At 36.4% G+C, this 24,630-nt stretch carries 26 protein-coding genes and 1 tRNA gene; 4 read left to right on the plus strand and 23 right to left on the minus strand.

The genetic code is table 11. The annotated features are described in order from the left end of the window. Positions 1-109: 109 nt before the first annotated feature. From GM661_RS14270 to GM661_RS14295, 6 genes are all read right to left on the minus strand, one after another. Complete coding sequence (locus GM661_RS14270) at positions 110-943, minus strand: carbohydrate ABC transporter permease (protein ID WP_230867439.1); 834 nt, start codon at positions 941-943, stop codon at positions 110-112. A gap of 14 nt (positions 944-957) precedes the next feature. Next, positions 958-1,845, minus strand: coding sequence for a carbohydrate ABC transporter permease (locus GM661_RS14275; protein ID WP_230867440.1), 888 nt, complete (start codon positions 1,843-1,845; stop codon positions 958-960). Positions 1,846-1,941: 96 nt separating this feature from the next. Continuing rightward, positions 1,942-3,222, minus strand: coding sequence for an extracellular solute-binding protein (locus GM661_RS14280; RefSeq protein WP_230867441.1), 1,281 nt, complete (start codon positions 3,220-3,222; stop codon positions 1,942-1,944). Positions 3,223-3,383: 161 nt separating this feature from the next. Then, on the minus strand, positions 3,384-4,397 hold the full coding sequence (locus tag GM661_RS14285) for a LacI family DNA-binding transcriptional regulator (protein WP_230867442.1): 1,014 nt from the start codon (positions 4,395-4,397) through the stop codon (positions 3,384-3,386). A 110-nt stretch (positions 4,398-4,507) separates the two neighbouring features. Next, positions 4,508-6,682 carry a DNA helicase PcrA gene (gene pcrA / locus GM661_RS14290; RefSeq protein WP_230867443.1) on the minus strand — a complete coding sequence of 725 codons (2,175 nt, stop codon included), beginning with the start codon at positions 6,680-6,682 and terminating at the stop codon, positions 4,508-4,510. A gap of 95 nt (positions 6,683-6,777) precedes the next feature. Then, complete coding sequence (locus GM661_RS14295; RefSeq protein WP_230867444.1) at positions 6,778-6,966, minus strand: hypothetical protein; 189 nt, start codon at positions 6,964-6,966, stop codon at positions 6,778-6,780. Between the two features lie 446 nt (positions 6,967-7,412). On the opposite strand from GM661_RS14295, the gene GM661_RS14300 reads away from it, so the two are divergent. Next, a complete protein-coding gene (locus GM661_RS14300) occupies positions 7,413-7,748 on the plus strand; it encodes a hypothetical protein (RefSeq protein ID WP_230867445.1) in 336 nt (111 codons plus the stop codon). Positions 7,749-7,839: 91 nt separating this feature from the next. Further along, positions 7,840-8,229 (plus strand): spore coat protein, encoded by a 390-nt coding sequence (locus GM661_RS14305; RefSeq protein ID WP_407929675.1) that lies wholly within the window; start codon positions 7,840-7,842, stop codon positions 8,227-8,229. A 60-nt stretch (positions 8,230-8,289) separates the two neighbouring features. Here the strand turns inward: GM661_RS14305 and GM661_RS14310 are convergent, their stop codons facing one another. The 9 genes from GM661_RS14310 to hisZ all read right to left on the minus strand — a co-directional run bounded on the left by GM661_RS14310 (position 8,290) and on the right by hisZ (position 16,465). Beyond that, positions 8,290-9,483 carry a patatin-like phospholipase family protein gene (locus GM661_RS14310; protein ID WP_230867447.1) on the minus strand — a complete coding sequence of 398 codons (1,194 nt, stop codon included), beginning with the start codon at positions 9,481-9,483 and terminating at the stop codon, positions 8,290-8,292. Between the two features lie 16 nt (positions 9,484-9,499). Continuing rightward, positions 9,500-10,144: a bifunctional phosphoribosyl-AMP cyclohydrolase/phosphoribosyl-ATP diphosphatase HisIE gene (hisIE, locus tag GM661_RS14315; RefSeq protein ID WP_407929676.1), complete on the minus strand. Its 645-nt coding sequence runs from the start codon at positions 10,142-10,144 to the stop codon at positions 9,500-9,502. Between the two features lie 434 nt (positions 10,145-10,578). Beyond that, positions 10,579-11,343 (minus strand): imidazole glycerol phosphate synthase subunit HisF, encoded by a 765-nt coding sequence (gene hisF, locus GM661_RS14320; protein ID WP_230867449.1) that lies wholly within the window; start codon positions 11,341-11,343, stop codon positions 10,579-10,581. After that, positions 11,344-12,063 (minus strand): 1-(5-phosphoribosyl)-5-[(5-phosphoribosylamino)methylideneamino]imidazole-4-carboxamide isomerase, encoded by a 720-nt coding sequence (hisA, locus tag GM661_RS14325; RefSeq protein WP_230867450.1) that lies wholly within the window; start codon positions 12,061-12,063, stop codon positions 11,344-11,346. Further along, the gene (gene hisH, locus GM661_RS14330) at positions 12,041-12,673 is read right to left on the minus strand and encodes an imidazole glycerol phosphate synthase subunit HisH (protein WP_230867451.1); all 633 of its coding nucleotides are present in this window, start codon (positions 12,671-12,673) and stop codon (positions 12,041-12,043) included. The genes hisA and hisH overlap by 23 nt, the downstream gene beginning before the upstream one ends. Continuing rightward, a complete protein-coding gene (gene hisB / locus GM661_RS14335) occupies positions 12,673-13,278 on the minus strand; it encodes an imidazoleglycerol-phosphate dehydratase HisB (protein WP_407929598.1) in 606 nt (201 codons plus the stop codon). The genes hisH and hisB overlap by 1 nt, the downstream gene beginning before the upstream one ends. Beyond that, positions 13,262-14,557, minus strand: coding sequence for a histidinol dehydrogenase (gene hisD, locus GM661_RS14340; protein WP_230869805.1), 1,296 nt, complete (start codon positions 14,555-14,557; stop codon positions 13,262-13,264). The genes hisB and hisD overlap by 17 nt, the downstream gene beginning before the upstream one ends. Next, complete coding sequence (hisG, locus tag GM661_RS14345; RefSeq protein ID WP_230867453.1) at positions 14,550-15,209, minus strand: ATP phosphoribosyltransferase; 660 nt, start codon at positions 15,207-15,209, stop codon at positions 14,550-14,552. Before hisG ends, hisD begins: the two co-directional genes overlap by 8 nt. After that, complete coding sequence (gene hisZ, locus GM661_RS14350; protein ID WP_230867454.1) at positions 15,197-16,465, minus strand: ATP phosphoribosyltransferase regulatory subunit; 1,269 nt, start codon at positions 16,463-16,465, stop codon at positions 15,197-15,199. Before hisZ ends, hisG begins: the two co-directional genes overlap by 13 nt. 172 nt (positions 16,466-16,637) lie before the next feature. Between hisZ and GM661_RS14355 the strand changes: the two genes are divergently transcribed. Further along, positions 16,638-16,714, plus strand: a tRNA-Pro gene (locus GM661_RS14355). Between the two features lie 119 nt (positions 16,715-16,833). Continuing rightward, positions 16,834-17,532, plus strand: a complete 699-nt coding sequence (locus GM661_RS14360) for a hypothetical protein (protein ID WP_230867455.1) — start codon at positions 16,834-16,836, stop codon at positions 17,530-17,532. A gap of 64 nt (positions 17,533-17,596) precedes the next feature. Here GM661_RS14360 and GM661_RS14365 read toward each other — a convergent pair whose 3' ends face one another. The 8 genes from GM661_RS14365 to GM661_RS14400 form a co-directional block, all read right to left on the minus strand. Next, positions 17,597-17,737: a hypothetical protein gene (locus GM661_RS14365; RefSeq protein ID WP_230867456.1), complete on the minus strand. Its 141-nt coding sequence runs from the start codon at positions 17,735-17,737 to the stop codon at positions 17,597-17,599. Between the two features lie 284 nt (positions 17,738-18,021). Then, positions 18,022-18,696: an endonuclease III domain-containing protein gene (locus tag GM661_RS14370; protein WP_330165260.1), complete on the minus strand. Its 675-nt coding sequence runs from the start codon at positions 18,694-18,696 to the stop codon at positions 18,022-18,024. Positions 18,697-18,712: 16 nt separating this feature from the next. Beyond that, positions 18,713-20,098 (minus strand): NAD(P)/FAD-dependent oxidoreductase, encoded by a 1,386-nt coding sequence (locus GM661_RS14375; protein ID WP_230867458.1) that lies wholly within the window; start codon positions 20,096-20,098, stop codon positions 18,713-18,715. A 70-nt stretch (positions 20,099-20,168) separates the two neighbouring features. Beyond that, positions 20,169-20,867: a PrsW family intramembrane metalloprotease gene (locus GM661_RS14380; protein WP_164522340.1), complete on the minus strand. Its 699-nt coding sequence runs from the start codon at positions 20,865-20,867 to the stop codon at positions 20,169-20,171. A gap of 64 nt (positions 20,868-20,931) precedes the next feature. Further along, positions 20,932-21,252: a 4Fe-4S binding protein gene (locus tag GM661_RS14385; RefSeq protein ID WP_230867459.1), complete on the minus strand. Its 321-nt coding sequence runs from the start codon at positions 21,250-21,252 to the stop codon at positions 20,932-20,934. Between the two features lie 24 nt (positions 21,253-21,276). After that, on the minus strand, positions 21,277-22,989 hold the full coding sequence (locus tag GM661_RS14390; RefSeq protein ID WP_230867460.1) for an adenylyl-sulfate reductase subunit alpha: 1,713 nt from the start codon (positions 22,987-22,989) through the stop codon (positions 21,277-21,279). A 205-nt stretch (positions 22,990-23,194) separates the two neighbouring features. Next, a complete protein-coding gene (locus GM661_RS14395; RefSeq protein WP_230867461.1) occupies positions 23,195-23,845 on the minus strand; it encodes a response regulator transcription factor in 651 nt (216 codons plus the stop codon). A gap of 55 nt (positions 23,846-23,900) precedes the next feature. Next, positions 23,901-24,614: a sensor histidine kinase gene (locus GM661_RS14400; RefSeq protein WP_330165261.1), complete on the minus strand. Its 714-nt coding sequence runs from the start codon at positions 24,612-24,614 to the stop codon at positions 23,901-23,903. Positions 24,615-24,630 lie beyond the last annotated feature (16 nt).

The following is a 24,630-nucleotide window of genomic DNA, read 5'->3' on the forward strand; positions in this document are numbered from 1 at the left end:
ACCGGTTTTGCATTATATTATATTCTTGATAAATTACAAAATTCCTTCTTTTTCCCAAAATTTTTTTAGTAAGGTCTTTCACATTTCATTGTTTTTATAATTAAAAATACTACCCCTTCAAAGCCCCAGCAGTCATGCCCTTAATAATTTTTTCCTGAAAGAATATATACATAATTATTAAAGGTAAGACCGATAGTAATAATGCCGTTAATGTTTTGGGTATATCCATTCCATAGGCTGATTGAAATTCAAATAAACCTAAGGTTAAAATCCTCTTCTCTGGACTAGAAGTCAAAACAAGTGCATAAGCAAACTCATTCCATAACATAGTTAAATTATAAATTGCTATAGTCGAAATAGCTGGTTTTACTAATGGCATTATAACTGAACCAAATATTTTATAATAACTGGCACCATCAATAACTGCTGCTTCTTCAAGTTCACAAGGTATCTCTTTGATAAATCCAGTAAGAATAAATATTGAAACCGGCAGGCTAAAAGCCACATAAGGCCCTATCAAACCTATTAGATTATCATATAAACCCAATGACAAGGTCATTTTGTAAACAGGGATTAAAGTGGAATGTATAGGGATCATCATACCAGCCACAAATAGAATAAATACCAGGTTACTAAATTTAAATTTTAATTTGGCAATTGCATAGGCAACCATTGATGAGGCTAAAATAATTATCATTACTGAAACAAGACAAACAAAAATACTATTTAAAAAATAACGATAAAAACCAGATCCTATACCAACATGAATATAATTCTCTAAATTAAAAGAAGCTGGTAAAGACCAGACTGGATTTGTAAAAAACTCAAGATTACCTTTAAAACTATTCTGTAAAAGAAAAATTAAAGGATAACCTGTTATTATTAACCAGCTTAATAAAAATAAATATATTATAATTTTACTTAGTTTATTTTTTGTAATCATTCTTCCACCCTCCTTTAGTCATTGACTCCTTTTCTTAAGTTAGTAATGTACAAAAAGACAATAGATACTACAAAGGCTATAATAAACAAGGCCAGTGATATTGTACTACCATAACCCATCCTTAACTCTGTAAAAGCCTTTGTATACATATAAGTAGCCATTAATTCTGAAGCATGGTTTGGACCACCACCTGTTAAAGCAAATATCATAGCAAAATATTTTAGTGAACCGACAATAATAAGAACAGCAGCACTGATAATAGTTGGCCGCAAGAGAGGCAGAGTAATTCTCCAGAATACTTGCAATGAATTAGCACCATCTATCTTGGCAGCTTCATATAACTGTTCTGGAATACCAGAAATTGCAGCCATAAAAATGATCATATAAAGAGGGATAAAACGCCATGAAACCGGGGCGACTACAGAATAAAAGGCAATATCAGGATTACCTAACCAGGAGAGAGCCCATTTATTAAGACCAATTAAATTCAAAAAATTATTTATTAACCCAAAATTAGGATCATACATATAGCGCCAGAGAAAAGCTACAGCTACTGAGGAAAGCAACATTGGTACAAAAAAAATGGTTTTAAATATTTTAGTTCCTCTTAATTTAGAACTAAGAAAAAGAGCTAATAGTATTGCCATTGGTATTTGTACTATTAAAGAAAGAAAAACAAGTTTAAAATTATTAGCTACTGAGACCCAGAAAATTTCATCATGTATTAATTTAGTCCAATTTTGCCAGCCTATAAAAAAACCCTTTCCCATACCATCCCATTCCAAAAATGAATAATAAGCTGACAAAGGAATAGGTGCTACTAAATATATAATACAAAAAAATGAAGCTGGTAGTAGAAATATAAAAACTACAAATTTTTTTGAATGGATTAAATTTTTCATCAAATCCTCCTCTATACATTATTGTAAATAGTGAAGGGGATATATCCCCTTCACTATTGAAAGATAGGTAGTTAGTTAACTAAACATTTTAAACAGTTATTCCCCATAATATTCTTTAGCAGCAGCTTCCATCTTGTTTGCTGCCTCTTCAGGTGTCATCTGTAAACCAAATAAAGCCTGGGTTGTGTTTAAATGAACTTGGGCTAATTCAAGTGGTAATGACTGATCATACCACAGCTGTACATATGCCGCCTTCTGTATTTGTTCATATACCCCCTTTAATATTGGGTCTTTAATTTTATCTTTAGCACCATTTAATGGTGGTATATTACCTATTTCAACCAGCTTTTCTGCCATAGGCTGATCAGTAAGATATTTTAGAAATTTAACGGCAGCATCTTTATATCTGCATTTTTGTGTTATTGAATAATAATTATCACCAGGGGTTCCAATTAAATTACTTGGGTCTCCCTTGCCATCTTTAAAGGCTGGAAAATTAAAGAATCCTATTTTACCATTATTGATTAATTCTGGATTTTCATTATTCATTGACCCAAGAGTCCAACTACCCATTAAATACATGGCAGCTTTATCAGCATACAGCATAGCCCTGGACTGAGCAGTATCTTCATCCATACCATTTACACCTTTAGGAAAAGCACCTATTTTAATTAGCTCCTGTATTACTTTTCCTGCTTTTATAAAAGGTTCATCATTAAAAGCACCTGTCCTGTTTAGGGCATTTTTAAAGGCATCAGGACCGCCAATTCTATCAACTAAATATACAAAATACATAGAACCGGTCCATTTGGTTTTATTTGCCAGGGTAAAGGGAGTAATACCATTATCTTTAAATGTCTCTACAACATTAAGCAGGTTTTCATAAGTTTTCGGTGGTTTTAAGCCGTATTTATTAAATAAGTCTTTTCTATACCAGACTAAGGCAACTGTCATATTGGTAACCGGTACACCATAGTATTGCCCATCAACTTTCCCTAATTCAAGGGCAGCGACAGGGAACCTTGCTAACCAGTCACTATCCATATGTTCTGTAAGATTATAAACCTTATTATTATTAACATATTTTTCAAGACTTGAACTCCCCCAGGTCATAAAAATATCAGGCTCATTATTAGCAGCCATGGCAGTTCTAATTTTAGTCTTATAATTATCATTAGTAATTGGAACATGCTTAATTTTTATGTTAGGGTTAGCAGCTTCAAAACGGGCAATAGCATCTTTTACAGCTGGCCGGCTAGTATCACTTTCAGTCCTTATATCCCATAATGTCAAAGTAATATTATCGGCCAGCACCATATTACTAAAGACAACACCCAGACACAAAGTTATAACCAGTAGGACAAAACTCTTTTTCATTACCTTTTTCCTCCTTTAAATTTGTTTAGACTATGATCATTTCATGATTCTTATATTTTAACCATCACCTCCCTAATCATCAGTTGTAATATTACTTCCCTTTAGAATGTTCAGTAAATACAAAACCGGTTTGGGGAAGGGGTAAAATTAACTTCTAAAAACTAATTTCTTAAATACCGACAGGATGTCCTTTCAACAAAATTAACTGGTAAGACAATAGGATTAAATTCTTCCTCATTTATTATTTTCATAAGTAACTCTGAAGCTTTTTCTCCCATCTTATACTGGTCCTGATTAACAGAAGTTAAATTGTAGTGATAACTTAACTCAATATTATCAAAACCTACAAAAGAAATATCCTCAGGAACACTTAATCCAGCATCCCTAGCTGCCCTGATAGCACCAATAACCATCATATCTTCTCCAAAAATAGCTGTTGGCCTATCCGTCATAGTTAGTATTTCTTTCATAGATTTATAACCATCTTCCAGGGTATATTCAGTATGATAAAGCCAGTCTGTTTTGACCTGTAATCCATATTTTTCAAAAACCTTTTTACAGCCACTTAACCTATCCTGGGTAGGTTTTACCTCTTCAGGACCCAATAACAAACCAATTTTTTGATGCCCCAGGCTGATCAAGTATTCTACTGCCTTAATAGCCCCTTTTTCATTATCTGAAATTATATATGAAGCCCTTTCACCTGTTAACTTTACATCTATAAAAACTGTTGGTATTTTGGATTTAATTAACTTATTAAATCTAGCAATATTTTTCATATTAAAACCAAGCATAATTATTCCATCAACATTCTTATCAGAACTCTTTTCAACAAAGTTAAACTTTATACCCGTATCCATATAAAATCTCATTGTCTTCTGATGTGTAAAATATAAAAGGTCATAACCATGCTTTCCCAAAGTATACTCAATTCCCTGTATTACTTCACGAAAGAAAAAGTTATTCAGATTTGTAGGGACAAACATACCAATGGTATATGATTTATTAGTAGAAAGACTTCTGGCCATTGTGTTCGGCCAGTAGTTATTCTCCTGCATAATTTTAATAATCTTCTGCTTTGTTTTTTCATTTACATCAGGATAATTATTAATAACCCTTGAAACAGTAGATTTAGAAACATTGGCCAGTTTAGCTATATCATTGATTGTCGCCATTTTCCGCTCACCTTCACCTTGCAAAACCGGTTTTGTTATGTAATATAATTTATATTCTACACAAATTTAAAAATTCCTTCTTTTATTTAAATTTTTTTAAAAAATACACATTAAACTTTTTGTATAGGGGCATATTCAGCCAGAAGAGTTCTGGCCTTCCCACGGGAAAACTTTATCTTTAATTCCAGTGAACGTTCATTGTTTATCTCCAGAACTTCCCCAATGCCCCATTTCGGATGAAGCACCCTGTCCCCAACCTTATAGTTTTGCCGCTTAGCAGCATGTCTATTTTTATCAGTACTTACAACTTTATCGTTACTAGGATCCTCATCAGCCTTATCAATATTAAAGATTGAATCCCTTTCAATTAATAATTCATCAGGAATTTCCTGCAGGAATTGAGAAGGGGGATTTGCCTGATACTCACCAAATCTCATCCTCTCTCTGGCCCTACTCAGATATAATTTCTCCATCGCCCTGGTAATACCTACATAACAGAGCCTTCTTTCTTCCTCAATGCCCTCAACCTCAAACATGGAATTGGCATGTGGGAAGATACCCTCTTCCATACCTACCATAAATACTACCGGGAATTCTAAACCCTTAGCAGCATGAAATGTCATTAAGACAATAAACTGCTCTGTATCTTCCATAGTGTCAACATCAGATATTAATGACACCTCTTCCAGAAACCCTGCCAGACTATTATCCTCACCATTATTTAGAAACTCCTGCATCACTGAAAAAAGCTCCTGGATATTTTCCAACCGTGTTTTTGCTTCAACTGTCCCCTGCTTTTCTAGTTGGCCCTTATAGGATGTCTCTTTTAAAATCTTATCTGTTAACCTATCAACAGTATTCTCTCCGGCATATTCCCTGAACTCCTCCATCATAGAAAAGAAATTTTTTACCCGTTTCTGATAAGCACCTGTTAAATCCGTAATCTCCTCAGCCCTTAGACCAGCCTGATAGAGGCTTATCCCTTGCTCTGAGGCATACCTCTCAAGTTTTGCTATTGTTCCAGCACCAATACCCCTTTTGGGTCGATTAATAATCCTCTGTAGGCTAATATCATCATCAGAGTTATAAATTACCCTTAAATAGGCCAGTATGTCCTTAATCTCCATTCGGTCATAAAAACGTAAGCCCCCAATAATCTGATATGGTATAGCATATTTAACTAAAGAATCTTCTAAAGCCCTTGACTGGGCATTAGTTCTGTATAAAATAGCAATATCTCCATAATTATAGCCCCTCTCTAATAATTCCCCAATAGATTTACAGATATATGACGCCTCATCCTTCTCATTTTGGGCCACATAGAGATTTATATCTTCTCCTTCTCCCCTGTCTGTCCATAGTTTCTTTTCTTTACGGGAGATATTATTAGCAATTACACTGTGAGCTGCTTCAAGTATCTTTTCCTTAGAACGGTAATTCTGTTCCAATTTAATAATTTTTGTATCAGTATAGTCTTTTTCAAAGTTCAGGATATTTTTAATATCAGCACCGCGGAAACCATAAATCCCCTGGTCAGGGTCACCTACCACACACAGATTTCTATATTTTGCTGCCAGCAAATGCACCAGTTGGTATTGGGCAGTATTAACATCCTGATATTCATCAACCGAAATGTATTTAAACCTCTCCTGATAATGCTCCAGCACCAGGGGATATTCTCTAAATAAATCAACAGTTTTCATAATCAGGTCATCAAAATCCAGGGCATTGTTTTCCTTTAATCTATCCTGGTAACGCTGGTAGACAGGGGCTGAAATCTGACTGAAATAATCCCCTGAACCCGCTTGATACTCTTCTACAGAGATAAGTTCATTTTTAGCACGGCTAATCTCAGCCAGTACAGCGGCTGGTTTAGTTCTTTTGGGGTCAATATTTAACTCCTTAAAAACACCCTTCACAACTGTCTTCTGATCAGAGGTATCATAGATAACAAAATTATCACTATAACCTATTTTAGCAATCTCACGTCGGAGTATCCTTACACAAAAGGAGTGAAAAGTACTAACCCAGATAGTCCCCCCTAGACTGTCCAGTAAACTAGCCACCCTTTCTTTCATCTCTTCAGCAGCCTTATTGGTAAAGGTTACTGCTAAAATGTTATAGGGAGACACTCTATAATGATCAATAAGATAGGCTATCCGTCTGGTCAAAACCCTTGTTTTACCACTTCCCGCACCGGCCAGGACAAGTAATGGACCATTAAGGTGTTCTACTGCCTTTTGCTGTTCTGGATTCAATCCCTTTAAAATTACATCATCATCCACAAAAATCACTCCTAGCTACTGTATTCATTAAAAGACCTTATTTTCAATATACAAGTTATATTATTCTATAATTGCAGACAAACTCCTGCCTGCACTTATTTCTTTTTCAGATCATAAACTATATTGGAAAAAACATAATCAACCTTTGAATAATTAGAAAGGAGTTTTTTTATTGTGAAAATAACTACCTTAAATTTTTCCACCTCATTAATAATCAACACCGCACTATACCTATTATATAGAAACATGTCTTTCTGCCCGGGGGATCCTTTTCTCCTGTACATAGGCATTATTCTCCTGTCCCTTTACAAATTTAATGATCAGAATTTATCTAATCTCTTTGCCGGCTTTATTTTTACAAACACAGGGATTGCCCAGATAATAATAGCTAATAAGCTGATTAGCCTTATCAGTAATAAACTATTAATCATCTCTATACTGGGAATCACCCTTTTAATTATCTTTGCTATTAGTTGTAAAAAAACATCTTCTCAGGAATTCATTCATATTTACTGGCCTTTTCTCACTGGTTTGACCTTAATTATTATCAGTATAATATACAATCTGAAATTAGAGGAAATAATCTGGAAAAATATTAGTCTATACTGGCCTTCAGGATTACTCATACTAGTGATTTTTAAGAGAAAGTCTTTGTCCTGTAATAAATTGGAATAATATTTGTTTAAATCTGTTACATAATAATAGTAAATAAAAAAAAGGGTGTGAAATAATGGATCAACATACAACTTTTACTCCAACACAGGAATATAACCAAGAACAATACCAGCAACATCAGCAAAGAAATCAACAGACACAGGAAAGAATGTCAAAACCACCTGCCTATATTACTACTAAAGACCTATCATATTTACAGGATGCCTTATCCTGGGAACTACTGGCCATGAAAAAATGTCGCCATTTTGCCAATGAGTGTAGGAATAATCAAATAAAGCAGCATATTAATCAGGCTGGTCAGATACACCAGAAACACTATAAAATACTACTAAAACATATTAACCCAGCCAATTCTAACTATCACCACAATAGGGGGTTTAACAATGGATAAACAAAACAATCAATTTAATCAAAATCAAGATTTTTATCAGTCAAGGGGCCAGTATGGTGTTAACCAAGATCACTATACCCAGCATAACGAGATGAACCAGCCATATAATCAACAATATACTAATAGAGGACAGCAAAACCAGCAGATGACTATCCAAAATCCAAAATCAAATATCCAACAACAGACTGGACCAGATATGAATGACCGAGATTTCCTTAATGATATCCTGGCCACAGAAAAATATTTAAGTGATGGATTTAATGTCTTTGCCAGAGAAGCAAGCCATGGACAGCTTTATAATGATGTTATTCATATTCTGAATGAAACCCATGATTGTGAAAGAGACCTTTTTAATTTAATGTTTGAACACGGCTTTTACAGTTTTAAAGCCGCTGCCCAACAAGATATTCAACAAGCACATCAACAATTTTCCGATTACATAAACAAACAGGATCCTTACCTTAACCAAAGAATGCAGTAAAATAATATAATCAGGGTCTCTCAATTAATTAATTGAGAGACCCTTTTATTTCAAAATGTATCATGAAAACATGATAGATACTATATCATTTAATAATTCATCTTTAACTGTTTTAGCAAGCAGGTCATTCTGACGTATAAAACCTGGTATCCGTCTGGCAGTTTTTTTACTTAACGCTAGTTTATCACTAACCTTATTTAGCAGTTCATTAAAAGAATAGATGTGAAACCTATCTATAGATAGATTCTTTGCAGCCCTTTCCAGTAAAGCATATATAATATCTTCATAGTCTGTTTTCCTGTCAAAACCAAGGAGTAATGAACACCTGGGGATAATATGCTCAAATAATAATCTATTAACAGGTATCTCCCTTAAATTCATTAATCTACCAATCTCAAGAATCCTTTCTCTTTTCAGACTCATAAGGTAATCTAGCAGGAGACGTTCATTACCCAATGAACTAATATAATACTTGTTTCCCTTTAGTCCCTTAAAAACCTTTAAAGTATCATGATAACCAAGTTGCAAATTCTTTTTGGCCCTATTATTACTAAAATCCAGTATACGACCAAGATCCTCCTGTGGTGTTATATATCTTATTCTTGTATTATCATAATCGAGCTTTCTAGTTCGTCCCAAACCATAGGTTCTAACTGCAATAATCTCTTTATACCCCCGGGAAACTAGCATGTTAATTGGCAAATTATCATAAAACCCACCATCTATCAAAAGTTTACCGTCTAATTTCTCCAATTTAAAAGCAGGAAAATAGGCACTGGCAATTAAATAATCTACTATTTTGCCGTCTGGAATATCATCTATAAATAATTCCAGTGGTTCCATATCAGATAGATTAACTGTAACAATTCCCAATTCTATAGCAGACTCCCTTAGTACTTTTTCATCTATATTTTTTTCCAGAAGTCCCCTGATAAGGGAAATATCTAGTCCACGATTGTTCAATATTTCTTTTGCCCTTTTTAAAAAATAGAGGATATTATGCTGATTAAAATCAAAATTCTTTAATTCCTGTAAATATCTATCCTCTACATTAAATATTCTGGATGGTTTTATATTATACCAAAGTTCATAAGCCTCTTCTTCTTTCCCCTGGGCAATCATCGCTCCATTTAAAGCCCCTATAGAGGTACCAGAAACAGCATCTATCTTAAATCCAAGTTCCTTAATAGCCCTGTAAGCCCCAATCTGATATGCTCCTTTAGAGCCTCCTCCTTCAAGAACTAAACCATACATCTAATCACTTCCAACATTATTTACTTCTACCCTCTAACTCAATCAAAATATCCTCTAATGGTATCTGATAGATATTTAATAAAACAAGCAAATGATAGATTAGGTCACTTACTTCATAGACTATCTCATCATGATCAGCATTTTTAGCCCCTATAATAACCTCAGCAGCCTCTTCCCCTACCTTTTTGCAGACCTTGTCAACACCTTCATTAAAGAGATAGTTTGTATAAGAGCCTTCTATCGGCTTATCTTTGCGCTCCTTGATCAATTGATATAATTTTTTAAGGAAAACAGCCTTTTCCAGAAAGTAATTATAACTATCACCATCTTCTTTATTATCTAAAATCTGACCATCCAGTTTACGATAAAAACAACTTTTTTTTCCTGTATGACAGGCCGGGCCCAGTGGTTTTACCATGACAAGGAGGGTATCATTATCACAATCAATCCTTATTTCTTCCACTAGTTGATAATTCCCGGAGGTTTCCCCCTTAACCCATAATTCCTGTCTGGAACGGCTCCAGAAAGTAGCCTTTCCACTTCGCAAAGTCATCTCCAGGGATTCCTGATTCATATAAGCTACCATTAAGACTTCCTTTGTATTACTATCCTGCAGAATAGCCGGAATTAAGCCTTTTTCATTAAATTTTACATTTTTCATTATCTTATCCACTTTTACACCACCTGTTAAACAATTAATTTAGCGTCTTGCATAATTGATTGTTCCCAGACAAAAACTCCGCAACGAATTTAGTATCAGCCAATTATGGGCTGTTTTTACTGCCTCCTTTATTGAAATACGCAAGGTAGGAGCCAGTATTAGTCCATCGAGGACGTCAAAACTCCCTAAACCAAGGTCCGACGCACCGCTGTGCTAGTGCTGAGCTATCCATGCGTTATTTTAAAAAAACTCAGCGAAACAAAAAACATCCTTCTTCATAATTGTCTTTACTAAATTCTGCAACCTTAATTTTCTTGTATGGTCTATTTAAATAGGGAGTGCCCTAGGTGCTCCGTTTTAATCGTCTGGATAACAATTCAATTATGCAAAAGGTCTATTATGAAAGACCCTTATTTATAAAATACTCTTTCCTCTTAATCAATCTTCCGTATAGGTAGGCCTTCATTTGCCAGATAATTCTTTATCTCTTTAACTGTATATTCTTTTTCATGGAAGATAGAAGCTGCCAGAACAGCATCGGCCTTACCAACTACCAGAGCATCCCTTAGATGAGAAGGTTTACCTGCACCACCAGAGGCAATTACAGGTATATTTACTGTTTCAGAGATAGTTTTTAACAAATCAAGGTCATAGCCATCTTTAGTACCATCTGCATCCATACTAGTCAGGAGTATTTCACCAGCACCCATCTCTTCCCCCTTTATTGCCCAGTCAACAGCATTTAAGCCAGTTGCATTTCGTCCGCCGTGGGTATAGACCTCCCAGTCATTTTTGTCCCGCCTCCGTGCATCAATTGCAAGGACGATACACTGACTGCCAAATCTAGCCGCCCCATCAGCAATAAGCTGAGGATTTTTAATAGCAGCAGAGTTGATAGATACTTTATCAGCACCTGCTAATAGTATCTCTCTCATATCATTTATTGTCCTAATACCACCACCAATTGTGAAAGGAATAAAAACCCTGGAGGCAGTCTCTTTAACAATATTCAGCATAATACTACGTTCCTCATGTGAGGCAGTAATGTCCAGAAAAACCAGCTCATCTGCTCCTGCTTGATCATAAAAGCTGGCTAAATCTACAGGGTCACCTTCATCCCGTAAATTGACAAAATTCACTCCTTTAACAACCCTTCCATCCTTAACATCCAGACAGGGAATGATCCGTTTAGTTAACATTTATAATTCCTCCTGTAGTTTCTTCAGGTCAGGGGACAGGTCACCTGTATACAGGGCTTTTCCCACAATAGAATACTTAATGTCTATTTCCTTTAATTTTTTCAGGTCTTGCAGGGATGAAACCCCACCTGAAGCAATAACATCTATCTGGTCAATCTTATTTAAACAGGCAAGCCCGGCAATATCTGGACCCTCCAGGGTTCCATCCTTACTAATATCGGTATATACAAAGGTCTTGACCCCTATCTCTTTCATCTCCTTGATCAGATGGGCTACATCTATATCACTATCTTCCAGCCAACCTTTAACAGCAACCTTACCCCGGCGACCGTCAACCCCTACTACTACCCTCTCAGGGCCGTATTTCTTTACCGCTTCTTTAACAACTTCTGGAGCTTCTAGGGCAAGGGTGCCCAGGATTACCCTGTCAACCCCGGCCTTCAGGTATAAGTCAATTATCTCTAAAGACCTGATACCACCACCTAATTGAACAGGTATATCAAGACTGAAGGCAATTTCTTTGATGATAGATAAATTCTGCGGTTTACCATCACGAGCCCCATCCAGATCAACTATATGAAGGTATTGAGCCCCCTGCTTCTGCCAGTACCCAGCCATTTCCAGTGGATTCTTGCTGTATATCGTCTCCCTGCTAAAATCCCCTTTTAAAAGCCTTACACAACATCCCTCTTTTAAATCAATTGCTGGTATTATTAGCATTTAAAACCACCCCACTGAAATTTCTTAAAACACTCAAACCTACCTGGCTGCTCTTCTCAGGGTGGCACTGCATACCCCAGACATTATCCCTTCTTACCACAGCTGCAAAGGTTTGATTGCCATAATTTGTTTTGCCAAGTATCACATCATCCCGTACTGGTTTCACATAATAGCTGTGTACAAAATAGAAATTCTCTCCATTTAAGCCATTAAAAACCTGGTCTTTCTTCATGATCTCCACCTGATTCCAGCCAATATGTGGTACCTTACCAACTTTATTACGATCAAATAACTTTACTTCACCCTCAATCAAGCCCAGTCCAGCAGTCTCCTGACATTCTTCACTACTACTAAATAAAAGCTGCATACCCAGACAGATACCGAAAAAGGGTTTACCAGTTCTGACCTCTTCAATAATTCTTTTCTCCAGCTTTAACCTTTTAAGATTCTCCATTCCCTCACCAAAAGCACCTACACCAGGTAGTACTATACCACTGGCTTCTGCAAGAGCACGGTAATCACTACTGAGTTTTACTGGTACATTGAGGTATTCAAAGGCCTTAACAACACTGGCAAGATTACCGATATCATAATCTATTACAACTATCACTATTGATCACCTTCCCCTAGACTCCCTTTAGTCGAAAGGGCTTTATTCCCGATCCTCTGATCAATACTGGTCGCCTCATCCAGGGCACGTCCAAAGGCCTTAAAAGCCCCTTCTATTACATGATGGGCATTACCACCTCTGATCATCATAAAATGAAGATTCATTCCGGCATTACTACTTAAGGATCTGAAAAACTCTGCAAATAACTCTACAGGAAAAGCACCTACACATTCCCTGCTGAACTCCAGATCAGCAGCATAATAACTACGACCGCTCAAGTCCAGCACAACCTGCATAACAACCTCATCCATTGGTATAGTAACATTTCCATAGCGTTTAATACCGGCCTTATCACCTAAAGCCTTCTTAATGGCCTGCCCCAGTACTATCCCTACATCCTCTACTGTATGATGTTCATCAACTTCCAGGTCACCCTGAACAGTTAGCTTCAAATCCATAAAACCATGAAAGGATATTAAATTAAGCATATGGTCAAAAAAACCAATCCCTGTATCAATCTCAGCCTTACCACTGCCGTAAAGCTCTAATTCAAGGCTAATAGATGTTTCAGCCGTTTCCCTTTCTATTTTAATCATTGAACTCATTCCCTTCAAACCTTATTTTAACAGCATTAGCATGCCCATCTAAACCCTCCAGTTCTGCCAGTTGAATAATATCATCACTGATAGAGGCCAGGTCTTTCTTCTGGTAATAAATAATACTGGATTTCTTAATAAAATCATCTGTGTTTAGTGGTGAAGCAAAACGGGCTGTACCACCTGTTGGTAAAACATGATTGGGACCTGCCAGATAATCCCCCAGAGGTTCAGATGAATATTCACCTATAAAAATCGCTCCTGCATTATCAATTTCAGGTAAAATAGCAAAAGGCTCCTTGACTAGTAATTCAAAGTGCTCCGGGGCAAAACGGTTAACCAGCTCACTCCCTGCCTTAATATCATCAACAAGAATAATTAACCCATTTTCATTAATTGAAGTAGTGGCTATCTCTTTCCTGTTTAATCCTTTTAACTGTAGAGCAAGCTCTTTATCTACCTTTTCTGCCAGCAGCTCACTATCTGTTATCAAAACAGAGATAGCTAAGGGGTCGTGTTCAGCCTGTGAAAGTAAGTCTGCTGCTATATAATCAGGGTGTCCACTACTATCAGCAAGTATCAAAACCTCACTGGGACCAGCCAGCATATCAATATCGACTACCCCGAAGACAGCCTTTTTAGCCAGGGTAACATAGATATTTCCTGGCCCTACTATCTTATCAACACCTTTGATAGTCTCTGTACCATAAGCCAGAGCAGCAATAGCCTGAGCACCACCTATCTTATATACTTCATCAACACCTGCTTCTCTGGCTGCCACCAGTGTATAGGGGTTTATCCGGCCTTCTTTATCTGGTGGTGATACTACTACTACTTCCTTAACCCCGGCAGCTAGAGCAGGAATAACTGTCATGACAACAGAAGATGGATAAGCAGCCCTACCACCTGGTACATAGGCCCCTACCCTGGCTAACGGCTTAATTATTTGACCTGTCATAGCACTATTCTTATATGTAAACCAGTTCTGCCGCAGTTGTTTGCGGTGAAATTCCCTAACATTAACAATCGATTTTTTTAGGGAGCTTATAAAATCATCTCCCACTTTATTATAGGCATCCTTAAATTCCTCATCACTTACCAGTAAACCATCCAGTTCTATACCATCAAATCTAGCAGTATATTTTAAAACCGCTTGCTCACCATTATTCAGTACATCATTGATAATATCATTAACCAGTTCTGTTCTTTCATCTGCCACAGCAAATCCTCTCCCTGCCAGCAGATTATTTATCTCCCCTCGATCACGGGGATAAGATAATTTACGCATCACTATCATCTCCCCTTATCTCATTAAGTTTTTCAATCAATCTCCCAATAATCCCGTGTTTAGTCTTATAACTAACATTATTAACAATTAGTCTAGATGACGAAAAGGTAATGTCTGCTATGGGTAGCAAATTATTCTTGCGCAGGGTTGTTCCAGTTGAAGTAATATCTACAATCAGGTCAGCCAGATCAACCAGTGGAGCCAGTTCAACCGACCCATTCAAATAAATTATCTCTACCTGCTTACCAATTTTTTGAAAGAAATGCCTGGTAATATTAGGAAAAGAAGTAGCTACCCGGCTGTGATCAGGGATATCCTCAACCCTGTTTATTCCCTGTTCAACTGGCACAGCAACCACCAGTTTACAGGTCCCTACCTTCAGGTCCTGGACCTCATATAGCCTTTTGCCGTGTTCAAGGATAACATCCTTACCGGTTACACCGATATCAGCTGCACCGTGTTCTACATAAACAGGTACATCTTTGGGTTTAGCCAGTAAAAACGAATGCCCTGTCTTCTCATCAGTAAAAACCAGTTTACGTGAAATCTCATCTATATCCAGTCCAGTGGAAATAAAGCCAGCCTCTTTTAATATTTCAACAACTTGTTCCATTAACCTTCCCTTAGGTAAAGCAGTAATTATTTTGGCCATAATATACCCTCCCATCCTTCACTTATCTCCTGTTTAAACCTCTCTTTATCCTTAATCTTAACCACTTCAACACTATCAGCTGGATGAAAGGATACTATCCTCCCTGTTCCCATCTCTCCGGCATATTCAATCAATTCAGTACTAAATTTATCCCTCTCCTCCAGGATAATTATATAACCTTTCTCCCGCATAGTCCTGGCTGTAGCCAAGGCTAATTTCCTTTTGTCAGCTGGAAAAAGAAATAAATCATCAATTTTGTCTTCCTGGAAATGGTATGACTGTTTTTTTAAAGCCAGTCTAACCCTCTCCAGACCAATAGCAAAGCCAATGGCCGGGATATCTCTTTGACAATATTGTCTGATAAGATTATCATATCTCCCACCACCACAGATTGTATAACCAAGCTTTTCTGTAAAACCCTCAAAGACTACACCGGTATAATAATCAAAACCTCTAATAAGTCCTAAATCAAAAGTCAGATAATCTGCCAGACCATAGTCTGCCACATAGGCATAAATATCACGTAGATTTTGCAGGGCCTCCCTTGACCTGTTATTACTTACCATATCCCCGGCTTTATTGAGAATCTCCTTGCCTCCGCGGAGCCCCGGCAGCTTATAAAGAAGGTCTTTATTAGCTATCCCCAGTTTCTCAATGTAATTATTCAAACCAACTATATTCTTTCCATTTAGATATGTTTTAATTTGATCAATCTCTTCTCTATCCAACTTCAATTCTTCAATAATTCCATCTAAATAACCTGTATGGCCTATATCAAACTTGAAATCCCTCAAACCTGTCTTGAGGATTGCCTCAATAGCCAGGATAAGGGCTTCGGCATCTGCCTTACTCTCCCCTTCACCAATTAATTCTACACCCATCTGATATATCTCTCTATTCTTACCTGTCTGGGGTTCATCATAACGAAAAACAGAGGCACTATAAGAAAAACGCCCTGGTAAAGTCATCTCACCTACCCTGGCAGCAATTGTTCGCGCAATAGGTGCTGTAAGCTCTGGCCGCAGGGTGAGAATATTTCCCTCATAATCTATAAATTTATATAATTCCTTTTTAAGTCTTGAACCCATACCAACAGTTAAAGCCTCATAGTATTCAAGTGTTGGGGTAATAAAAGGCTGATACCCCCAGAGCCTGAAAGTCTGGCGTATATTTCCCTCTATCTCTTCTAATTCAACCGCAGTTTCCGGCAGATAACTCCTCATTCCCCGCGGTGATTTCAATATATTACTGGGCATTTGACATCATTCCTTTATTATTTTAATACTTTAATATATTAAAGAATATAACACACATATTCCTTTTTGTCAAGGGATTGATTATCCAAAATATTTCTGGTATAATATAAAAGCAAATTGCCTATAGCACAGTTTTCTTTTATCTTCAACAACTATAAATCAATATTTTTATCCGGCTGTAGCGCAGTTTGGTAGCGCGCTTGCTTCGGGAGCAAGAGGTCCCCGGTTCAAATCCGGGCAGCCGGACCATAAGTATAGTAACCTTTCCTTTCCGGAAAGGTCTTTTTTCTTTTAAATATAATTTTCCCTGTCATAAACACCTCCCTAAACAAATATATATTAAACAAATTAATCAAGGGGGTGTTTCAATGAAAAAGACTTATTTATTAACATTTATTTTTATTCTACTAATGTCTATTACCATATCAGCAAAAGGATTGGAATTAGTAGGTGGACTCACCTATAACACACTAGAAATGGATACTGAATGGAAAATCGATAATGACTATGATGAGTCTCCAGATGAAATTAATCTTGATATTGACGGCAATAACGGAGCAGGGTTTTATGCTGGTGCTCGCTACTGGTTTAATGATAAGCTGGCAGCTGGTTTAGGTTACGATTCTGTCAAAGCAGATTTATCATTAGGTGGTAAGGTTAAATTTAATTCAGAAGAATTTTACAGTCTTGACCTTGAAGAAGAAATTGAACTAGCCGGTCCTTATGGAGAGATAGTCTTCCGGGTTAATGACTATCTATCTTTCAGCGGTTCAATTGTTAAGTATGATTTAGAAACAAGTGGCAGCTATTCATATGGGGAATATGGTTATTCCGATAGTAGTGATATAACATTATTTGAGGGAGACGGACTCGGTTATATCCTGGCAGTAGATCTTAAGTATCCCATAAGAGATAACCTCTCCTTCATGGCCAATGCTGGTTATAGAAAAGCTGATATTGATGTTGAACTTGAAGATGATATAGAATCCTGGCTTGAATCCGATATTGATGGTGATGTAGAACTCAGCGGTTTCCGCTTTACTGCAGGTCTTTCTGTTAAGTATTAAATATCAATTTTTAAAAGGGGCTGTTTGAAAATAAGCAGCCCCTTTTATCTACCCGGATTCAAGCTTACTCTACAGTATAGTCAGAAAAACCTTCTCCATATTTAAGATTATAACTGCCTATACTATCCCCACTTTCATTGATCATTTTAATTGAAACCAGTTCAGGCTTATTATTTTCAGCCCGCCGGGCTAAGTGATACTTCAATTTAAAGTCTGGATACGAAATAAAACTTACCTAAACCTTTAAGTTGAAAAAATCCTTCTTTATTACTGCCCTGTTAATATGTGGATATTTATGTGGATAACTTTAACTCTAAACATCTTATCATGTAACTTTTGTCATAATAAGAATAAAATCAACCCTTAAATTAAGACACTTTAAGAGTCTGTTCAAAAGTCTGTTCGAAAAGTATCAGTATATACCCGCCGTGGATTATATATCCCCTATTTATCTTTTCAAACACACACTAAGTGAAGAAAATATATCTTCTATTTCTCCATTATAGGACAGTTCTTACAATCGGGGGCAGATTTCTTACAATATTCTTTAGCCAGTATAACCAATAAGGCATGGTATTCATTATATTTAACTACATCTGCTGGATAAACACTCATAATTTTTGCCTGTAAATCATGGTAAACAATATCATCAGGTATATATCCTATTCTACTTAAAATTCGTTTGGTATAGGCATCAATAACAAATATAGGATATTTACCAGCATAAAGTAGGATTGAATCAGCAGTCTCAGGACCAACACCATAAACATCCAGTAACTCTTTACGCAGTACTGGAAGGTCTACTTTAAACATCTTATTTAAATGACCAGCATAATTATTATATAGAAAATCAACAAAAGACTTTAGTTTTTTGGCCTTCATATTATAATATCCAGCAGGCTTAATTAAGTCAGCCAGCCTATCCTGCTGAATCTTTTTTATGGCTGAAGGTTTTAAAAGGTTTGCCTCCCTTAAATTATCAATAGCCTTTTCAACATTTCTCCAGCTCACAGCTTGAGTCAGAATAGCCCCTATAATAGTTTCAAAAGGGCTCTCTGCTGGCCACCAGTGCTGTGGACCAAAATAATCATATAAAATAGAATATATTTCTACTACTGCCCTGCTAAAATTGATATCTTGATAATATTTACTACATTGATAAATTTCCTTCTCCCCCTTACTAAACTTTCTCCAGAATAGACCTGGCGATTATAATACCAGATACAGAAGCCTGCATTAACCCTCTGGTAATCCCGGCACCATCTCCACCGACATAAAGGTTCCTAAACTTTGTCTCCATATTTTTATCAACCTTTAATCTTGATGAATAAAATTTAACTTCCACACCATATAAAAGGGTATCCCTACTATATAAACCAGGGGCAAGTTTGTCCAGAGCCTCAATCATCTCTATAATATCCCTTAAATGACGGTAAGGTAAAACAAGACTCAGATCCCCTGGTGTTGCCTCTTTCAGGGTTGGTTCTGTTATCCCCCTCTTGATCCGTTCTGGTGTTGAACGATGACCGTCTAAAAGGTCACCTAGCCGCTGAACTAATACCCCACCGCCTAAGAGATTGGCCAGTTTGGCAATATCTTTACCATAGGTAATTGGTTCATGAAATGGTTCAGTAAATGTCTTACTTACCAGCAGAGCAAAGTTAGTATTTTCAGTTTTGATTTCAGCATGACTGTGACCGTTCACAGTAATTAAACCCTGATTATTTTCATTTACTACCTGTCCATAGGGGGACATACAGAATGTCCTAACCCTATCATCAAAAGTAGGTGTCTGGTAAATAAGCTTTGATTCATAAATACTATTAGTCAATTCTTCGGTTATTACTGCAGGACATTCTACCCTGACACCAATATCTACTGGATTTATGGCCATCTCTATTCCCAGTCTACCGGCCTCTTTACTCAACCATTCCGCATTCTCACGCCCGGGAGCAGTTACCACAAAGTTAGCTTTTATGGTTTCTCCATTTTCACTCCTTACACCTACAACCTGCTCATTATCAACTAATAATTCTATTATATTTACACCAAATTTAATTTCAACACCACTATTAAGAAGATAATCCTGCATCTCCTGTAAAACCTTCTGACTATAACCAGTTCCCAGATGACGCAGTCTGGCTGGTATAAACTTTAACTGGGCTTTAGTCGCCTCAGCCTTAATCTCTTCAACCCTTTCTTGATCAACACCAAAAATCCTGTCAGGAGCATTATATTTAAGATAGATACTATCTGCATAAGTAATCTTTTCTTCCAATCTATCCCTGCCTATATATTTATGCAGATTACCACCTATCTCTGGTGATAAACTTAGTTTACCATCACTAAAAGCCCCTGCTCCACCCCAGCCCGATACAATTGAACAACTATCACACCTGAGACAGGCAGTCCCTTTTTGATCCATCGGACACGACCTTTGAGCCAAATTATTCCCTTTTTCTAATATCATTATATCCAGGCTTTCCTCTTTTCCAACTAATTCAAGGGCAGTAAATATTCCAGTCGGCCCTGAACCTACTATCACAACATCATATCTGTCCTTCATCAACTTCTCCCCCCCTATTTTATAACATAAAACTGCCTCCGGATTAAAACCGGAGACATTTTTACTAGTTTTACTTAAAAGGTGACCTTTCAGTTGTATTTCTAATTAATGAAGCTAAATAAAGCTGTAAAGCTACAATAATTATAATAGTATAAAATGTACTTATAAATCCTCCTATCACCAGAAAATCATATAATCCATGGAAAAAAGTAACCAGTACAAAACCAAACCAGATCAATGACCTATCCTGTCTCTCCTTAGCCTTACTCAAGTAATAGCCAAAAATCCCAGTAAAAGAGGCATGTGCCAGACTGGTCAAAACTGCCCTTGATAAACCAACACTCAGACCAAATAATGTCGCATAGACTAAGTTTTCAAAAGCAGCAAAGCCAAGACCAACTGTTACACCATAGATAATTCCATCTACTGGTTCATCAAAATCAGGATGATTATAATGGAGCCTGTAAACCGTATATGATTTTAGTCCTTCTTCAACAAGACCAACTACAAAGATAGTACTCAAAAAAAGTATCAATAAGGGTGTTTGTGGAGTAACATACCCCCCAAAGGGTGATTCGAGTAAACTAGCTGGCAAAACAATCACTATACCCCAGAGGAAATCACGTATTATTAGATTAGTCGGTTCTGGATCATATTTATCTTGACGGTAGAAATACCAGACCCATAAAATTCCCGGTAATATTGAAACTAAAGATAATAATATTAAATTGATTATAACTCCCCCTTTTAGTTTGTAATATCCCTCCACCCCTTTTATTTATTCAATAAGAATTTGTTAATTCCTCTAAAATTTCCTAATATTTAATTGGATTTCAACCACTTGTTTTAAGTTCAAAAACCTCTTCTTTTCCCCTGGCATCCTTCAATTGCCAGACTATCCTGCCTTGGTAAACCTGTGGCTTAAGACTTGCCTTATAACTGGCCAGCTGATAGGGCAGCCTGGTCTCAAGAGCATTAAAGGGACAGGCTTTAACACATACCATGCAATCCCAGCAGTCCCGTTCACTCCTTATGTATGGCTTTTCTTTTTCAGAATCAACTGCAATCAGGTCACCAGGACAATATTTGATACAAGGTGGTTCATCTTGTGTACCACACCCACTACACAACTCATAATCTATCTTAATACTCATCATCATACCCCCTTTTAATCATTATTAAGGAACATAACGGTCACCAGAAACTAACTTCCTGTAGGGCCTCTCTATGATTTCTATCTCATTATCAACAAGCCTGCTATTAACAAACTTTAACCATTCTCTATCATTAAGATTGGGGAAATCTACCCTGCTTTGATATGCCGGCCATCTTGTTTCCTTGCGATAAAGGAGATGCTTAATTAAAACCGCTGCAATATCTATCCTATCAATTACTTCATGGCAGTTCATTAACTGGTGATAGTCCTCAGCAATTAGATATTTCACTTGGGATCTTAAATGATTGATTTTGTTTAAGGCAAGCAGTAATTCACTCTCATTCATTTCATAATATTTACTAACACCACCAGCATACTCATCCATAATCTTCTGTAATCGTTCTTCCATCTCCTCTGCTTTAACACCATCTTTATTTTCTATAGGCCTATATACCCTTTTCATCTCCATATCTACTACGGTATTATTAGACTCTTCTTGAATATCATTACACCCTGCCACATATTCTACAGCATGCTCTGCTGCTATAAACCCTTCAGCCCAACAACCGCTGACAAACTTATAGGGGGCTCCACCTGCTACATCACCTGCTGCATAAAGCCCTTCAATAGTAGTCTGCCTGTTTTTATCTATCCAGTAACCAGACTGTGTATGACCACCTACCAAGTATGGTTCTGTCCCCTGTATTTCTATTGGTTCACTACCAGGGTTAAAGTTGTTTGCTGCCCAGGATAATACCAGTTCTGGATACATATTTAAATAACTTTTTTTCAACTCATATATATCTTCTTCCTTAAGATGGGTTGTATCCATAAATACCGGCCCTCGGCCTTCCTTCATTTCCTGGGTTGGACCATAAACCCGCAGTGGTGTTGGTGCACCTTCAGCACCCATATGTCCATACCTGGCAGCCATAAAACGCTCACCTCTGGAATTAATCTGACTAGCGCCGAAACCCAGGGCAAGTGTACCAGTAGGTGCAATAACATCTTTTGTCCTTAAGGCAATAAACCTCATTTCCAAGGACGTCATCTCCGCCCCTGCCCTGATACCCATTGCATAACCAGCCCCTGTATTAAAAGGGGAGTACCAGATTTTATGGTGTGATGAACCATCATTATTCGGTTTATATATACCAGCTGCCCCACCAGTACAAATAATTACTGCCTTGGCCTGAACTACATAGAAAATACCAGTTCTAACCCCAAAACCCATAACTCCTACTACTTTGCCATCATCTAACAACAAATTAGTAACCAATACCCTGTTTATCACCCTTGCCCCATATTCAATTACCTTATTAGCAATAATCGGTTTTAATGATTCACCATTTATCTTGATATTCCATCTTCCCCTGGATATGTAATTGCCATCCTTATCCTTTTCAATGGGGAGACCCCAGCTCTCTACCCTTTGTACTACTTCATTAAGTCTTTCGGCCATTGACAATACTAAATCCTCCCTAACTAATCCCATAGCATCTGCCCTGACATATTTCACAAAACTCTCCGGGGTCTCACCGGGATTTATATAGGCATTAATAGCATTCATACCTGCTGCCAGACAACCACTACGCGCTATATGAGCCTTCTCCAGTATTAGGACATCCAGTTCAGGGTTAAGCTCCCTGGCCCTAACTGCTGCTAGACAGCCGGCAGTACCACCCCCTATAATAAGGAGATCTGTTTTTAAAACTTCAGATGATATATTATTCATTTATAGCTAACCCCTCCTACAAAAATTTACCTTATATACTATGCATTATTAAACACAAATGTGATGTTCTAAAATAAATAATAATAGTATAAAAAAAGCAGACCTTTAAGCCTGCTTCAAAACTGTCAAAATTTATTATTACTTCTTTTTCTAGAGTGTGTTCGTATACCTGTGATTATATATCCCTTAAATACCGTGACTCTAGTTACAGATTTGTTTGATTTATATATAGTGCCAGTTCAGTTCTGTTCTGTAATTCTAATTTTTCCAAAACTTTTGTAACATAATTTTTCACAGTTCCTACTGTCAAAAATAGTTTTTCAGAAATAGATTTATTACTCTTACCTTCAGCAACTAATTTAGCAACATCCAACTCTCTATCTGTTAATAATTGAAATTTATTATCTTTCTTTAAATCTTCATTTTCATTATGGGCATTATTATTTAATGACTTTAAAATTTTTTTAGTAACATCGGGATTGAGTAGGACATTTCCTTTATAAGCTGTTTTAATAACATCAATTAGAACATCAGAATCGGAATCTTTTAAGATATAGCCATCAGCCCCGTTTTTTAGTCCGTTAAATATAAACTCATCCTCATTAAAAGTAGTTAAAATGATTATTTTTATATCAGGATACTTTTCTTTAATCAGTTTAGTTGCCTTAACTCCGTCCATTACAGGCATTCTGATATCCATAAGGACAACATCAGGAATCTTTTCAGGTATCATTTCAAGGGCCTGTTTACCATTCTCTGCTTCCCCTATAATATTTATTTTATTATCAAGGCTTAGTATCATTTTTATACCATCTCTTACAATTTGCTGATCATCGACAATTATTGTGTTAATCATATATTATTTTGCCCCCCTCTATATTTTAAGAATAATTAACTCATACCATATAATTTTATATTTTCTGGTATATAGGAATTTTTGCTTTTATTAAAAAACCTTCATTTTTATAGCTGTCAAAGTCAACATAACCACCTAAATTTTTTATCCTGTTTTCTATCCCCTTTAAACCATTTGACATAGTAATTTTATCACAACCCACACCATTATCTTTAATTATTAATATTAAATTATTTTTTTCTATAAATAATTTCAGTTTAAATAATGTTGCTTTCCCATGTTTTATCCCATTTGTTAAACTTTCCCTAATCGTTTTATAGATACAAAGCTTAAAGCTAGGATTTAAGGATTCTAAATCTTCCTTCATTATTAAATCAATTTTTATATCACCTAATGTTGAAAATTTATCTATAAGTTCATTTATAGAATTTCTTAGGCTTTCAATATTGCGTTCTTCCTTTAGTGCATTAACAGCCTCCCTTAATTTGGATGTACTAGATTTTGCAATACTTCTTGCTTTTATAATAACTTTTTGTGCTTTTCCCGGATTACTAGTAAAGGTTTTTTCTGCGAATTCCAGGTGCATTATTAGGGCCATCAATGAATGTCCTAAAGAATCATGAATTTCCTGAGCAACCCTTTCCCTTTCTCTGGCAATAGAAAGTTCTTCAATTTTTTGTGAGTATTCATGTAATTTTATATTTGATAGTTTTAATTTTTCATTTAGTTTTTTCGTTTCTTCTTTCTTTATATGTATAGAATGATATATATATCATATAAGCAAT

Source organism: Iocasia fonsfrigidae, assembly GCF_017751145.1.
Classification (GTDB): Bacteria; Bacillota; Halanaerobiia; order Halanaerobiales; family DTU029; genus Iocasia; species Iocasia fonsfrigidae.